Genomic DNA, 15,917 nt, shown 5'->3' on the forward strand with positions numbered 1-15,917 from the left:
TAAAACTATTTGTTTGGTTGATGACTGGCAGCTATCAGCTTTGCTGCGTAATTCACGCTAATGGCTAAAGGCTAATAGCTAAAAGCCACCGCTTATATTAAGGGCATCAGCACTTTTGCTTCTACCGTTTGTTCGTTCTTGTTATAAATGTCAAAAGAGGCGCGGCGGCCAAACAACAGGCTTAAGCGCTGCCGGGTGCTTTGCAGGCCAAACCCCTGCCCGTTAATGATGTTGCCCATTATTTGCCCGGTATTTTCAATGGTCAGCTCATGCTGCATTTGCCGCATATGGGAGCTAATGCGCACCACGCCGCCGTTCACCACCCGTGATATGCCGTGTTTAATGGCATTTTCCACCAGGGTTTGCAACATGAGCGGGGGTATAGGCAGCTCCAGCGTTTCCGGGTCAATATCATACTGCACCTTCAGCCTTTCCTCAAAGCGGATGTTTTCCAGCGCCAGGTAATCTTTTACAATATTCAATTCGTTCTCCAAACTTACGGTTTCTACCTTTTCCACCTGCATGGAGCTGCGCAGAATATTAGACAGCTCTGTAATGGCAGTGCGGGCCCGCTGTGGATTTTCATCTACCAGGGCCCGTATGCTGTTTAATGCATTAAAAATAAAGTGCGGGTTCAGCTGTGATTTAATGGTTTTCAGCTCCAGCTCTTTAACGGTGCTTTCCAGCTTTAGCTTATCCAGCTGCGTATTCCGGCTCCGGTCTATGTAGTGCCAGATAAAGTAAATAAGCCACCAGATGGAGGTAATGAGAAAGTTGGACAATAGCCCGCCCACTACCTGCCGGCGGGTGAATAACTTATTGGATTCCGGGCGCAGCAGGTTACCTACCAGCGTAGCACCCAGGTAAATGATAACACCGGACCCGATCATTAAACAAAAGAACAGGAGCACCTGCTTTTCAAAGCTGTACTGGAACCAGTTCTGCCGGTTGATCAGCTTGCGGAGCAAATGGGTGGATAGTAAACCAAAAGCTATTAAGATCGCAAAATCTACCAGATAAGATGTTTGAACCTTACCCACATACGAATATGCAAAAAAAACATTGGTCACAAAATACGCTGTCCATCCCAAGATCTGGCACCACCAATATTTTGATATGTGTCTAAACATCAATCTGAAATTAGTAAACGGTTCCTTTATTTCAAAAATACCATACGGTACTGCCGGCCTGAAAGTAAATGTTATCAATGGGCGGAAGTACGGATAGGTGGATACAATCAATGTGCGGATATGTAAACAGGCAAATAGGAAGATAGGAATTCCTGGAAACAGGTGAACGGGCGGATCTGCGAATGCGCGATGGAGAGGCCTGATAATCAATGCAAAAGCCAGACAATCATTTGCATATATGCACATCTGCGTATTTGCACATTTTTTAGCTATTTTTGCCTATATTTATAATACACCCTGATCCGGTATGAACATAACTCCCGGCCCGCTACTGGGCCAGATACAGTATCCCGCCGATTTGCGGAAAGTCAGCAAAGAGCAGCTTCACCAGGTAAGCGAAGAATTGCGTCAATACATTATTGATGTGGTAAGCGTGCATGGTGGGCACTTTGGGGCCAGCCTGGGAGTAGTAGAGCTAACCACCGCCCTGCATTATGTGTTCAACACGCCGTATGATCAGCTGGTGTGGGACGTAGGCCACCAGGCATACGGCCATAAGATACTCACCGGCCGCCGGGAAAATTTTCACACCAACCGTAAGTATAAAGGCCTGAGCGGTTTTCCCAAGCGCGATGAAAGCCCATATGATACTTTTGGCGTAGGCCACTCCTCCACCTCCATTTCCGCCGCTTTGGGCATGGCCATTGCCTCCCAGCAGAAAGGCGAATTTGACCGGCAGCACATTGCCGTAATAGGGGATGGCGCCATGACCGCCGGTATGGCCTTTGAAGCCCTGAATCACGCGGGTGTTTCCAATGCTAACCTGCTGATCATCCTGAACGACAACTGCATGTCCATAGATCCCAACGTGGGCGCGCTCAAAGAATACTTAACGGATATTACCACCTCACATACGTACAATAAGCTGCGTGATGATGTGTGGAACCTGCTGGGCAAGCTGCCGGTGGGCAAACGTTTTACCCGGGAAATGGCCTCCAGGCTGGAAGCCGGGTTTAAAGGCGTGGTATCCAGCTCCAGCAACCTCTTTGAAAGCTTTAAGCTGCGCTATTTTGGACCTATTGACGGGCATAATATCATTAAGCTGGTAGATACCCTGCAGGACCTGAAAGATATTCCCGGCCCCAAGCTGCTGCATATTGTTACCACCAAAGGTAAAGGATATGCGCTGGCAGAGCAGGACCAGACTACCTGGCATGCACCGGGTCTATTTGACAAAATAACCGGTGAAATATTTAAAAAGCCGGTTACCACCCCACAGCCACCTAAATACCAGGATGTATTTGGCCACACCATCATAGAACTGGCTGAGCAGAATGAAAGCATTATGGGTATTACCCCTGCCATGCCCTCCGGCTCATCCCTGAAGTTTATGATGGAGAAAATGCCGCACCGCGCCATTGATGTGGGTATTTGCGAGCAGCACGCCGTAACCCTCTCTGCCGGCCTGGCTACGCAGGGTATGCGGGTGTTCTGTAACATTTACTCCTCCTTTATGCAGCGTGCATACGACCAGGTGATACACGACGTAGCCATTCAAAAGCTGCCGGTTGTTTTTTGCCTGGACCGTGCCGGCCTGGTGGGCGATGATGGGCCTACGCACCACGGCGCTTATGATGTAGCGTTTATGCGTTGCATTCCGAACCTGGTGGTAAGCGCACCTATGAATGAAGAGGAGCTGCGTAACCTGATGTATACCGCCCAGCTGCCAGCTAACGAGCTGCCGTTTGTGATCCGCTATCCCCGCGGGCAGGGTGTTATGCCCGAATGGCGCCAGCCTTTCAAAGAAATTAAAATAGGTACCGGCCGCAAGATCCGCGACGGTAAAGATATTGCGATACTTTCCCTTGGCCACCCCGGCAACTTTGTAACAGAAGCCTGCAAAGAGCTGCTGGCAGATGGTTTGCAGCCGGCGCATTACGATATGCGCTTTGTAAAACCATTGGATACTGCCATGCTGCATGAAATATTCCAGAACTTCAGCAAAGTAATTACGGTAGAGGATTCCTCTTTACCCGGCGGCTTTGGCAGCGCCATCCTGGAATTTATGGCCATGAACGGCTACCACGCAGAAGTGAAGATGTTAGGCATTCCTGACCGTATTGTAGAACATGGCAAACCGGAAGAGCTGCACCGCGAGTGCGGTTATGACGCGCCTGCTATTGCAGCCAAAGTACGGGAAATGCTGAAAAGCAAGATCACTGTTATAGCTTGATTTTAGATTTTAGATTTACGATTTTAGATTTAATAGAAGCGATTTTTTAATCTGCACTGATAGATCTAAGATCGTAAGTCCATTATCTCCTTTACGGTTACAGACCTCTCTCCCAAACTATTCCCAATAAATCTAAAATCATAGATCTTACAGCCCTCCTCCCGAACTATTTCCATAAATCTAAAATCGTAAATCTAAGATCGTAAATTTGTACATGCCTGAACTGTATCTTCGTTTACGCATTACCGATATTATAAAGGAAACGCCGGACGCCTATACGTACTACCTGGAAAATACCGGCCCGGAACCGGTGGTATACCAGGCCGGCCAGTTCCTGACCTTCCTGGTGGAGCTGCACGGCATTACCCACCGCCGCTCTTATTCTTTAAGCTCCACACCGGGTATTGATGCACATTTAGCCGTTACCATCCGCCAAAAGCAGAATGGCGAAATATCCCGCTATATTATCAGCCACTGGAAAAAGGGCGATATCATTACCTCCCTGTTGCCCAGCGGACGCTTCACCCTGGACAGGATAGCCGCGCAGCCCCGTCATATTTTTTTGTTTGCTGCCGGCAGCGGTATTACGCCGGTATTTTCTTTACTCAAACACATACTGTACCGGGAGCCCGCCGCACGTGTAACACTGGTATACAGCGCCGCCAGCCCGCAACAGGCTATCTTTTTTCAGCAGCTACAGGCACTGCAGGTGCAGTTTAGCCAACAGCTGCACTGCATTTATTTATTCAGCCAGCAAATGCCGGATGATAAAGGCATTCCCCGCCGCCTGAGTAATATGCTGCTGGAACCTATGGTGAATGAGCTGCTGACATTTGACCGTACTGCCGCACAGTTCTTCATTTGCGGGCCGCCGGATTATATGCGGATGGTGATGCTAACGCTCACCTTTATGGGATTCGATGAATCGCAGCTGCATAAAGAGAACTTTGTAGTGAATACCGGTGTAAAGCTGGAAAAGGCCGGGCGCCCGCAGGATGCATCGCTTAAGCAGGTGCAGCTGCGCATAGGCGACGCTACTTATGAGATCAGTGTACCGGGTAACCAGGATATACTGAGCAGCGCCCTGCAGCAGGGTATTAGCCTGCCTTATAGCTGTAAGGGCGGTGTATGCGGCTCCTGTACGGCTAAATGTACACAGGGTAAGGTATGGCTGGCCGTGAATGAAGTGCTAACGGATGCTGAGCTGGCGCAGGGCTTTGTGCTTACCTGTGTAGGATATGCGGTGAGTGACAGGGTGGTGATAGCGTTGTAGGGCTCTCAACCCCATCTTTCAAATTATCATAATGTAAAGATTATTCTAATTCAAGCCTTCGCGTAACTATTTGCTGCTTAGCGCATTTTGACTTAATTTTTACGAAAATCCTATATGCGTTATGCCTCGCTTGGGCTGTTCTTTGGATGTCTTGCAAGTATGAGCCTATGGGTGTACCTGTTGTATCTGAGCAACCATTTCCTCTCTCTTCCCCCCTGGGTTACTTACGGCGCTTTTGCCGGGGTAAGCGCAGGGTTGTTATTTTTCCTGCCCCATCGCTATCGCAATGCAGCGCAATACCAGCATGTGTTTAATACACATCCTATTCCCATGTGGATCTATGAATGCGGTACCCTGCGTTTCCTGGCCGTGAACCAGGCTGCCATTGAAAAATATGGCTTCAGCAGAAAAGAATTCCTGTCACTAACGATTAAGGATATACGCGATCCGGAGGAAGAGGAAAAAGTGGTGGAAAACCGGCGGCTGCACCAGGATGGCGCACATTACCGCGGCATCTGGAAACACAGCAAAAAAGACGGTACCAGCTTCTACTCAGAGCTATACGGACACGATCAGCGCTACCGGGGCCGCAGAGCCCGCGTGATCATGGCGGTAGATGTGGATGAAAAAATAAAAGAAAGCCTGGAAGCTAAAGAAATGGGCATCCGTTATGAACTGCTGGCCAAAGCCACCAAAGATGCCATCTTTGACTGGGATGCGGTAAATGATTATGTAACCTGGAACCATGGCCTGTATACCCTGTTCGGCTACCAGCCGGATGTGGTGGCTAAAACCAGGGACTGGTGGCTGGACAAGCTGCACCCTGATGACCGGGAGCGTGTATTAAACAACCTACGTGGCTACATGGCAAGCACCGATGTATTCTATGAACAACAATACCGTATCCTGTGCGCAAACGGGCGTTATAAAAATGTGCTGAGCCGCGGTTATATCATACGGGAAGATAATGTAGCGGTGCGCATAGTAGGCCTGCTGCAGGATATTGACCCCATCATAGAAAAACAACGGATCATACGGCGGCTGCTGCAACAGGGCAAAGGATTACGTGAAATAGCCTGGATCAATTCACATGAAATAAGGCGCCCCGTAGTATCTATACTGGGCATTACACAATTGCTCACAGATCAGTGCCAGGAAGATCCTATGCTTAATAATCAGCTGATAAACTGGCTGCATACCAGCACTTCTGAGCTGGATGATATTATTCACAAGCTGGAAGAAAAAGTGAGGGAAATTGAGCACGGACCGGAAAGCAGTAGTTAGTAACAATGAACAGAGCTGACACATGCATGCAGGAACACCTTACAACTCCAATGTTCTCAAAGCTGCGCTGAGCAAATTATTCCAATAAATTTTAGTTAAGCTCATTTAAAGCCGGATCAGCAAAATGCTGTTCAACAGACGGGATCATCCGTTAAACATGAATTGCTGAAATTCATGCCTTAGCTCCCTGTATAGTTTCTGAAAGGTTTCCATACGATCGTGCAGGGTGGGATAGTCCGCTACAGGACGGTCGTCATGTATCACATACACATTGTTGGATAATTTTTTGGCAGATTGTTTCAGATCATGGAACAATTCATCCGCCACTTCCAGCTGGCAAATGAACTGGTTTTGGAAATGCTCAACGTGGGCCAGCATTTCTGCATCGGTTTTCTTATGTGCCATTTCTTCTAACCTGCTGCGCATATCACGCATATCCTGGCGCACATGGTCTACTTCACTTTTCCAGGAATTAATTTGCTGCAGGTCGGTAGTCTGTGTTGGAAATTCCATGGTGTATTGATTTTTTGTAGCAGTTAAATGATGAAAAAAATAGTAGTGGAGTGCTCATCATTTCCAATAGCTTTTATTCAATATCCATTGTATATAGCGAAAGCCATACCTAAGGTACAAACTTTTTACATATTCCTCCCAAACCACCTGATGCCGTCCAGGATGCCCGCTGCGCCTGGGTTTGGGCTTTGCAGCACATGGATATGATGCAGGGTGTACTGTACCAGCGCGGGTTCTGCCTCGCCTACTACTACCCCGCGGAAACCTGTATCATACAGGGAGCGGTCGTTCATGGTATCACCGGCTACCAGCACCTTACCGGCCGGGTAGTTTATTAGCTGTATCAGCTGTGTTAGCGTGCTGCCTTTGTTTACACCGGCGGGTAATACATCCAGGAAACGGCCGGCGGATTGTATTACATCACAGCCCAGCTCTGCTGCTATCTGCGTAGCTACATCAATAGCGGTAGTGGCATCATAGTAAAAAGAGCAGCGGTTTTGCTGCGGCACCTCCTGGTAGGTAAGGCCGGATACCTGCTCCATACGGGTGCGCACCAGCTCCTGCCCGGCCCACTTTTTCTCAATGTCTTTTTGCAGCGGCTGCATGGGCTGCAGGTCATTGCCATTTACCACCGTTGCGCCTACATCGCAAATAATATAGTCCGGGTTGGGTATTTCCGCATCATCCAGCAAAGGCTGTACACTGGCCAGGCCGCGGCCGGTTACAAATACCAGGCACAGATCCTTCTGCAACCGTATCCATTCATATAAAGCGGTGCGGTCGCCGGGGCTTCCACCCAGGAAAGTACCATCCAGATCTGTAGCCAGTAATAACATGTTCCGTTGTTTGCTCAGTATACAAGATAGTAAGTATCATAAAAAAGACCGGCCTTTATGACCAGTCTTTATATTATTTTTTTATGAAAGGAAGGATGCTCAGCTGAGCATAGGCACTTCAATACGCAATAATTCCGTGGGTGCAGTAATATTCACCTTTGCATTTTCATAGTCCCAGATACCAATGGCATCGCGGGTTTGCAGAGTTTCACCGGCTACTTCCAGCTGCCCGTTCAATACAAACAGATAGCTGCCCTGCCCCGGTAATGCAGGTGTTAATTCCACATTTTGCCCGGCATCAAACTGTCCCAATGAAAACCAGGCATCCTGGTTAATCCATAACACCCCGCTGTTAGCTTCCGGTGAAATAACGGTTTGCAGGCGGTTATGCCGGTCTGCAGGATCAAAGGTCTGTTGCTGGTAACGCGGTTGTATATTACGTAGTTTGGGAAATACCCAGATCTGTAAAAAATTCACCGGTTCTGTTTTAGAGGCATTAAACTCTGAGTGTGTAATGCCGCTGCCTGCGCTCATGATCTGTACATCATTGCTCAATATCCGCTCATGCCGGCCCGTATTATCCTTATGTTCCAGTGCGCCCTGCAGAGGTATGGATACTATTTCCATGTTGTCGTGCGGGTGCTGCCCAAAGCCCATTCCACCTTTTACCGTATCATCATTCAATACCCGCAAGGCGCCGAAATGAATACGCTCCGGCTGATAATAATTTGCGAAACTGAAAGTATGATAGCTCTGCAACCAGCCGTGATTAGCATATCCACGGCTATTTGCACGATGAATGATCTTTTCCATATAATTGATCTCCTTTTTTATTTATGATACAAATTTCGGTGTTTTCAATGGCCGCGGGAATGGATGGAAAGCGGAAAAGCGTGTACAAAACATTCCCTTTTTGTAGTTGAGACAGGAGTAATTTATGCGTATATTCAGGAACACAAAAAACATCCCACGTATGAAAACATTGCTCCCCGTTCTCCTGGGTACATGCCTGCTGGCAGCCTGCCACCAGGGGCCCAAAAAGAATAAGGACGGTACGCTTACCATTAATGGTGTTACGTTCCGTGATCTTAATAAAAACGGACAGCTGGATATTTATGAAGATAAACGGCAGCCGCTGGAACAGCGTGTGGGCGATGTATTGCGGCAAATGACGCTGGAAGAAAAAGCCGGTATGTTATTCATTAACGGTACTAAAGTGAATGCAGACGGCACCCTGGATGATAAACCGGATGGCAGCCCGATGCCGGTGCCGGCGGCTGTTAAGCTGATGGACGAAAAGAAAATGAACCACTTTAACCTGTGGCAGATCCCGGCCGGGCCTAAAGAAATGGCCACCTGGTATAACAATGTGCAGCAGCATGCGGCTGCTACGCGTTTAGGCATTCCCGTAACCATTGCATCGGACCCGCGCAACCATTTCAGCAATAATATTTTTGCCATGCAGGCTACCCGCTTTTCACAGTGGTGCGAACCTTTAGGCCTGGCTGCTATTGGCGACCCGGAGGTAACGCGCACTTTTGCCAACGCATCCCGGCAGGAATACCTGGCCGTAGGCATCCGGGAAGCCCTGCACCCGCAGGCCGACCTGGCCACGGAACCACGCTGGCCCCGCATTAGCGGCACCTTTGGGGAAGATGCGCAGCTGGCCGCCAAACTAACAGCCGCCTATATACGGGGCTACCAGGGCGATACCCTGAATGCACAAAGCGTGGCCTGTATGACCAAACACTTCTCCGGCGGCGGCCCCCAAAAAGAAGGACTGGATCCACATTTTGAATTCCAGAAAGGACAGGTATACCCGGGCCATAATTTCAACTACCACCTGATACCTTTTGAAGCGGCATTTAATGCACATACTGCAGCCATAATGCCTTATTACGGCGTACCTATGGACCAGACGAATGAAAATGTAGGTTTTGCCTATAACAAGGCTATTATTACCGGTATGCTGCGGGAAAAATATCATTTTGATGGTGTGGTGTGTACGGACTGGGGCCTGATCACTGACCTGAAAATGGGTGATGTAACCTGGCCCGCCAGGGCCTGGGGCGTGGAAAAACTGAATACGGCAGAACGGGTGAAAAAGCTGCTGGATGCCGGCGTAGACCAGTTTGGAGGCGAGAACCTCCCGGAAGTAGTGGTGCAGCTGGTAAAAAGTAAACAGGTTAGCGAAGCGCGTATAGATAGTTCCGTTAGAAGGCTGCTGCGCCAGAAGTTTGAGCTGGGTTTGTTTGATAACCCTTTTGTAGATGTGGACAATGCCGCTACCATGATAGGCAATGCGGACTTTCAGCAAGCCGGGGAAGCCTCCCAGCGCAAAGCCATCACCCTGCTGAAGAATGATGAAAAAAAGCTGCCGCTGCCCAGCGGCAAGCTGCATATTTATATAAAGAATATTGATGCAAAAGTAGCCGCACAGTACGGTATTGTGGTGGAAAAACCGGCGGATGCCGACATTGCCATCATACGCCTGAACACGCCCTGGTACCCGGTAAACTCACCGAACGCTTTTGCACGGATGTTCCACCACGGCGATCTTGATTTTAAAGGCAAACAGAAAGACAGCATTCTGCAGTTGCTGCATACCACCCCTACCATTGTAGATATTTACCTGGACCGGCCGGCTGTGATACCTGAAATTAATGCAGCTGCCAAAGGCCTGCTGGCAGATTTCGGCGCCAGTGACGCTGCCGTGCTGGATGTGATCTTTGGCAAAGCCAACCCCGGCGGTAAGCTGCCTATTGAGCTGCCATCCTCCATGGAAGCGGTACGGCAGCAGAAAGAAGATGTGCCGTATGATTCCAAGAACCCGCTGTATAAGTTTGGCGCAGGACTGAGCTATTAGAATTACGAATTACGCAAGCGTTGCTTCCAGTGTGATATTTGTATTCAGCAGCTTCGATACCGGGCAGTTATGTTTTGCATCTTCTACAAATTCATCAAACCGGGCTTTATCCAGGTTGGGTACTTTGGCGTACAATACCAGGTGGCTGTTGGTAATAGCGCCATTCTCCAAGGTAATGGTGGCTTTGGTTTCAATATTTTCCGGGGTAAAACCTGCGCCGGAGATCAGAAAGCTCAGCTTCATGGAAAAACAGCCTGCATGTGCGGCGGCTATCAGCTCCTCGGGGTTAGTACCGGGGCCTTCTTCAAACCGGCTGTTGTATGAATAAGGTGTTTTATTTAATATGCCCGTTTGCGTGGTAAGGTTGCCTTTACCTTCCTTACCGGTGCCTTGCCAGTTAGCAGTTGCAGTTCTTTTCATCGTCTATCTTTTTTTGAGGTGAAATAACGGTAATGAAATTACTAAAAAAAACCGCCCCGGTAATAACCGGGACGGTTTACGTTTTCTCCTGACAACTGATTCTGCATCTCTTTTAACAGTACTTGCTAATGGTTTCCTGATCTTTACGAAGCGGTATATTGTATGTTGCTGTTAATCGTTATTGCCTTGCTGTTGTTACTCCTTTTCCGTTATCAATCTCACCATTGCCAGGGTGTGTTTCCTGTTCTGTTGTGCCTTGCTGATTAATCTTATTATGGTCGTCTGTCCGTATGAACCCTCTCTGTGTATATTCCTTATTGTTTAATGAACTGTACGCTGCCAAGCAGTTTCACATCATCGCCTAACACCACGCCACCGGTATCGGTAGTTGCATGGAAGGTGAGGCCAAAATCTTTACGGTTGATCTTACCGGAAAGCTCAAAACCGGCTTTGGTCTGGCCCCAGGGATCTTTTTGCGTACCACCGTATTCTACGTTTAACTCTACCGGTTTGGTATTACCACGAATGGTAAGGTCGCCGGCTACTTTATAATTTTCGTCGTCTATTTTCTTTACTTCTTTAGATACAAAAGTGATCTTAGGGTAATTGGCTGCATCAAAAAAGTCAGCTGCCTGCAGATGTGCATCACGGTCTGCATTTTTTGTGCTGATGCTGGCTACCTCTGTTTCAAACTTAATGCTGGCGTTCGAAAAATCTTCACCGGGCGCTTCTACGGTAGCATCAAAGCTGCCGAACTGGCCGGTAACGGTAGTGATCATAAGGTGTTTTACCTTGAATTGTACTTCGCTGTGTGCAGGATCAATTTTCCAGGTTGTCATATGTTTTTTGTTTAAGTAGTTAGTTATATTATTTGTTGTTATTATCAATTTTTATAAGTGTCCCATTTTGCCGGCATTGTAATCATCAATGGCTTCCATGATCTCCTGCTGCGTGTTCATTAAGAACGGGCCGTAGGCAAAAATGGGTTCATCAATGGGCTGGCCGTTCAGCACCAGCAGTGTGGCGTCGGATATAGCCGTTACCGTTATATCCTCCCCGGCAGTGTCAAACATTGCTATTTCCACGGATTGGGCGTTATGGGTACCGTTATAGTTCACTTCTCCATGCAGCGCTACAATACCGGTGTTATAAGCTTCCGGCAAATGCAGATCAACTGTATCACCGGCTGCCAGCTTTATATCCAGCAAATTGATGGGAGTAAAGGTTTGAGCGGGCCCTTGCTGACCATTAAACGCGCCGGCTATTACACGTACCTTACTGTTATTGCCAACCGGTACAACGGGTATCTGTTCTTTTAACAGCTCCTGGTAGCGCGGTGCGCTCATTTTATACGCTTTAGGCAGGTTCACCCATAACTGTGCTATTTCCAGCGTACCACCACGCCTGGTGAACTCTTTCTCATGTTTCTCTTCATGCACCACACCGGAAGCGGCGGTCATCCACTGCACATCACCGGCATAGAGCTTACCATAATTACCGGCAGAATCCCGGTGTTCCAGGGCTCCCTGGTATACAATACTTACCGTTTCAAAGCCGCGGTGGGGATGTTCATCTACCCCGCGCGGTTTATCGCTGGGCGGAAAGTAGGCCGGCGCTCCATAATCCAGCAGAAAGAAGGGGCTGATGCGCCTTCCGAGCCGGTTCCCGTTCGGGAACACGTTCTGTACACTGAATCCGTCTCCCACCATATGCGGCGCCGGCGCTTTGTATATTTCAATTACCCTTTTTGTTGTTTTTGTGATATTCATTTTTACCTCCTGAATACGACACAAAATTACATGTTGCAACAAATGTTGGAAATGGATTAAATGATGTAAGTGGTGTACTTTTTTTAAATGCCGGAAGCCAAGGAAAGCAAAAGATAGGGTTATTACAAATTAATTTATTGTAAATGAACAGTTTAAGCATACTAACAGGGCCCTGACATGAACTTCACTAGAGATGGACCAGAGAAAAACATGGGATTTAGGAGGGAAAGACATGAGAAACACATGAGAAAGACATGGAAGGAACATGAAGTAAGATAAGGACGGATGAGCCCCCCTCCGCAATGCGGCTGATATTCGGGCGCAATTCGGGTGCAACCCGTGCGCAATTCGGGTCGGGTTTTTAGGCTAAACCTTATAGGAATAAACCTTCTGTAACCCTCCGGCTCAACCGTCTTTTCTTCCGCGTTTCAGGCTAAACCTTATAGGAATAAACTTGAGTGATAAAAAGGGTAGGTTTTTATGTAGGGGGGAGGAGTTGCGCAGGGATGTCAGTAGGGAAAAAGGGCTGTTTTAGGAGGGCGGTACCCTGGTTGCGCAGCAATTACGCAGGGGTTACATATGAATGTGCCACGCCTTTGAAGTATAGCACACGAATGCTTAACCGAAACCAATATGCGCCTGCATATTGACCCGGATCAACTTCATTCATATCTTAAAAGGATGATCTTTTACAGGATAGGAGCGCTTAACCCATTTACCGGCGCACCGGCACGGGCAGCATCCCGGAACTCAGAAGGGCTTTGATTGGTGTATTTCTTGAAAAAGCGGCTAAAGTAGTGCGGATCTTCAAACCCCAGCTTATAGGCTATTTCCTTGGCCGTAAGGTCAGTATTATACAGGTAGCGCTGGGCTTCCAGTATAATGCGGTTGCGGATATGCTCACCGGCGGTAATGCCGGATAATTGCTTGCTGATATCGTTCAGCAGCACCGGTTTTATATGCAGCTGGTCCGCATAGTCGGACACATTTTTTAAATGGTGATAATTCTCTTCTATCAGGTTCTTAAAGTGCAGGAATACGGAGCTGTTATGCGCGGCAAACTGCTCCGGCACAGCAGCCATGCTGGCGCCTTTTATACGGGATGCCAGCACCAGGAAATAACGCAGCAGGCTATGGAGCGCGGTTTCATAACCGGCTTCTTTCTCCTGCATTTCCCGCATCATACGCTGTACAATCACCTCAAACTCTTTTTCCTGTTCTGCATCCAGCGTAATAACGCTGCTGAACTGGTTGTTGATGAACAGGCTGGACTGGATACCTGCCATATTAGCGGCTTCCTGCAGGCACATAAAAGCATCCGGGAAAGCGATCATGTAACCATCCACCTTTTCACTAAAGTGCATTTTATGCACCTGGCGCGGGGCCAGGAAAAAAAGGGTGTTCCGTTTTACCACGTGGGTAACGGTATCAATAGTATGAGTAAGCTCACCTTTTTTGATCCAGTAAATAGTGTAGAACTCATGCCGGTGAGGCGCTTCATTATGAGCAAAAAAATCAGGCCCCAGGGAGCAGAGGGTGGATACCACAAAAGACGCATCTGCCGTGGCATACTCCGGCAGGGACACTATTTCAATATGATCTCTTTTCTCAGCCATTTAATCTTTTTCAAACACGCCTGCTACTTCTTCTTCCCTGTCGGCAGGGTCTACGTAATCAATAATAAAGTTATTGCGGCCCTCGCCTACCATAATACCCAGGTATTTCTGCTGTACCAGCTCCAACATGCTCAGGAACAGGAAAATAGCGTGAATACGGTCTTTACAGTGGTCAAAGATCTTTTCAAAGGCCAGTGTTTTTTCCACCCGGGCCAGGTCCATCATATACTCGCGGGAACCTTCCATGGTGTAATCATACTTGTACACCACGTGCTGGGGTTTATTTTGCTGCGCCTTAATGCGCTGCATTACCTTTTCAAAGGTTTTGGTGAGCTTAAAAAGCGTGAGGGTTTGCACCTCTGTACCTTCGCTGGTCACTTCCCCTATTTCTGCCAGCTCCCTGGCTATATTACCGCGTTTTATCTGCAGCATACGTTCCGCCTCTTTTTCTGCCAGCTCTGCTGCGGCCTGCTTGTACCGTTTGTATTCCAGGATCTTATCCACCAGCTCCAGGCGGGGGTCAATTTCATTCCCCTGCTCATCAACCTCTTTACGGGGCAGCAGGGTTTTGGCCTTGATGCGCATAAGGGTGGCTACGAACAGGATGAATTCACTGGCCAGCTCAATGTTCAGGGACTTCATGTGATGAATGTACTCCAGGAAGTCCTGTGTGATCTTGCTGATGGGAATATTGTAAATATCCAGCTCATCTCTTTCTATAAAGAACAGGAGCAGGTCAAAAGGCCCTTCAAATTGTGGTAGTTTTATTTTGTAGCTGTTATCGCTCACCTTATAATTAATAATGAAGAATTAATAATTAATGTACTACAGGCATAAATGATACCATTTATGCCTGTTAGTGCAAAAGTAATCTACCAAAAATAGTGAAAATCCTTTAGAACCGGGCCGAGAATCCGATGCCTATGACCTCCTTGACCTGCAATCGTGGCCCCTTTACACCGGTTTTTTCGTTTATAAATTCTTTAACGTCATCGTCATAGATCAGGTCTACGTTCAGGTTGGCAGTAATGTATTTATTTACCTTCAGCATCAATGCGTTGGTCATAAACACATCTATGTTCTGGGGGTTATGCCGGTAGTCGGAGAACAGGTCCAGCCGGGTTTTGAAAGTAATATTCTTCATGATCTCCTTTACATAGTTCACGGACACGTAAGCACCCATCTGGTACAGCACATGTTTGCCGCTATCTACCCCATAAGCGCCTATGGATGAGAGGTAATCGTCCATTACAATCAGGAAACGGGCGGAGATGGGCGTCATGAACACCGACAATGCCTCATTAGGCTTATAATCAAAACCAGGCGCTAACAGTACATAGGCCGGTGAAAAGAAACGGGAGGTAAGCTGCGGCGGCACACTGTCATACAGGTAACCTTTAGTGAACTGGGTGCGCAGGTTAAATAATGCGCTCAGGTACCAATGGTTACCAATGTCGTAACCATATTTGCTGGTAAAGTCTATACGGTCATCACTTTTACGGCTGCCTAAGCTGGTGGTCCTTACATAACCGTAAGCCAGGTCCAGCACGTTATCCCAGGTTTTGCGCCCCTGCCGGTAGGCAATATAACCGGTAAAGGTAGAGGCTACGGAGAAGGTGAATTTATCGCCACCCGCAGCCCAGTTGGAAAGGGTGCCCTGGTTGATATTTACATTAAACAAGCCGCCTTTGCGCCAGCGCGCTTTGGCTGTATCTTCCTGTGTGAGCTTGAACTTCTTTTCCATCTCCTCACGTTCTGTTCTCCAATCCTGGGCATGGAGTGTATACATGCCTGTTAAAAAGCATAAAAGGAATAACCCTGTAAACTTCAATTTCATCAGCAAATAGTTTGTTTTTTTTATAAACCGGCCTTGCGGCAGCGGGGTGATGGTACTGCACGATAATGGTTGCATGGTAACAGAGGTTTCAGTGATTACAACAATTGGTTTCCTTTCCCTTATTCATTGAATAAAGAGCT

At 47.9% G+C, this 15,917-nt stretch carries 14 protein-coding genes; 4 read left to right on the forward strand and 10 right to left on the reverse strand.

Annotated features, from left to right (window positions below):
• Positions 1-92: 92 nt before the first annotated feature.
• Complete coding sequence (locus tag BMZ54_RS02595; RefSeq protein ID WP_089908255.1) at positions 93-1,130, reverse strand: sensor histidine kinase; 1,038 nt, start codon at positions 1,128-1,130, stop codon at positions 93-95.
• Between the two features lie 307 nt (positions 1,131-1,437).
• Here BMZ54_RS02595 and dxs point away from each other — a divergent pair, with 307 nt between their 5' ends.
• From dxs to BMZ54_RS02610, 3 genes are all read left to right on the forward strand, one after another.
• Complete coding sequence (gene dxs / locus BMZ54_RS02600) at positions 1,438-3,363, forward strand: 1-deoxy-D-xylulose-5-phosphate synthase (protein WP_089906582.1); 1,926 nt, start codon at positions 1,438-1,440, stop codon at positions 3,361-3,363.
• 214 nt (positions 3,364-3,577) lie between these two features.
• Positions 3,578-4,636 (forward strand): ferredoxin--NADP reductase, encoded by a 1,059-nt coding sequence (locus tag BMZ54_RS02605; protein WP_089906583.1) that lies wholly within the window; start codon positions 3,578-3,580, stop codon positions 4,634-4,636.
• A 159-nt stretch (positions 4,637-4,795) separates the two neighbouring features.
• Positions 4,796-5,920: a PAS domain-containing protein gene (locus BMZ54_RS02610; protein WP_202909121.1), complete on the forward strand. Its 1,125-nt coding sequence runs from the start codon at positions 4,796-4,798 to the stop codon at positions 5,918-5,920.
• Positions 5,921-6,064: 144 nt separating this feature from the next.
• Here the strand turns inward: BMZ54_RS02610 and BMZ54_RS02615 are convergent, their stop codons facing one another.
• From BMZ54_RS02615 to BMZ54_RS02625, 3 genes are all read right to left on the reverse strand, one after another.
• Positions 6,065-6,433, reverse strand: a complete 369-nt coding sequence (locus BMZ54_RS02615; RefSeq protein WP_089906585.1) for a hypothetical protein — start codon at positions 6,431-6,433, stop codon at positions 6,065-6,067.
• 125 nt (positions 6,434-6,558) lie between these two features.
• Positions 6,559-7,269 (reverse strand): HAD-IIB family hydrolase, encoded by a 711-nt coding sequence (locus tag BMZ54_RS02620; RefSeq protein ID WP_089906586.1) that lies wholly within the window; start codon positions 7,267-7,269, stop codon positions 6,559-6,561.
• Between the two features lie 99 nt (positions 7,270-7,368).
• A complete protein-coding gene (locus tag BMZ54_RS02625) occupies positions 7,369-8,082 on the reverse strand; it encodes a pirin family protein (RefSeq protein WP_089906587.1) in 714 nt (237 codons plus the stop codon).
• Positions 8,083-8,242: 160 nt separating this feature from the next.
• Here BMZ54_RS02625 and BMZ54_RS02630 point away from each other — a divergent pair, with 160 nt between their 5' ends.
• Complete coding sequence (locus tag BMZ54_RS02630) at positions 8,243-10,135, forward strand: glycoside hydrolase family 3 protein (RefSeq protein ID WP_089906588.1); 1,893 nt, start codon at positions 8,243-8,245, stop codon at positions 10,133-10,135.
• A 9-nt stretch (positions 10,136-10,144) separates the two neighbouring features.
• Here the strand turns inward: BMZ54_RS02630 and BMZ54_RS02635 are convergent, their stop codons facing one another.
• The 6 genes from BMZ54_RS02635 to BMZ54_RS02660 form a co-directional block, all read right to left on the reverse strand.
• Positions 10,145-10,555: an OsmC family protein gene (locus tag BMZ54_RS02635; RefSeq protein WP_089906589.1), complete on the reverse strand. Its 411-nt coding sequence runs from the start codon at positions 10,553-10,555 to the stop codon at positions 10,145-10,147.
• A 314-nt stretch (positions 10,556-10,869) separates the two neighbouring features.
• On the reverse strand, positions 10,870-11,394 hold the full coding sequence (locus BMZ54_RS02640) for a YceI family protein (RefSeq protein WP_089906590.1): 525 nt from the start codon (positions 11,392-11,394) through the stop codon (positions 10,870-10,872).
• Between the two features lie 51 nt (positions 11,395-11,445).
• Positions 11,446-12,324, reverse strand: coding sequence for a pirin family protein (locus tag BMZ54_RS02645; protein ID WP_089906591.1), 879 nt, complete (start codon positions 12,322-12,324; stop codon positions 11,446-11,448).
• 689 nt (positions 12,325-13,013) lie between these two features.
• The gene (locus tag BMZ54_RS02650; protein ID WP_089906592.1) at positions 13,014-13,940 is read right to left on the reverse strand and encodes a helix-turn-helix domain-containing protein; all 927 of its coding nucleotides are present in this window, start codon (positions 13,938-13,940) and stop codon (positions 13,014-13,016) included.
• Positions 13,941-14,729: a segregation and condensation protein A gene (locus BMZ54_RS02655; protein WP_089906593.1), complete on the reverse strand. Its 789-nt coding sequence runs from the start codon at positions 14,727-14,729 to the stop codon at positions 13,941-13,943. It abuts the gene before it with no gap.
• 106 nt (positions 14,730-14,835) lie between these two features.
• Positions 14,836-15,777 carry a DUF3078 domain-containing protein gene (locus BMZ54_RS02660; protein WP_202909122.1) on the reverse strand — a complete coding sequence of 314 codons (942 nt, stop codon included), beginning with the start codon at positions 15,775-15,777 and terminating at the stop codon, positions 14,836-14,838.
• Positions 15,778-15,917: the final 140 nt, after the last annotated feature.

It is taken from the genome of Chitinophaga rupis (genome assembly GCF_900109685.1).
Taxonomy (GTDB): domain Bacteria; phylum Bacteroidota; class Bacteroidia; order Chitinophagales; family Chitinophagaceae; genus Chitinophaga; species Chitinophaga rupis.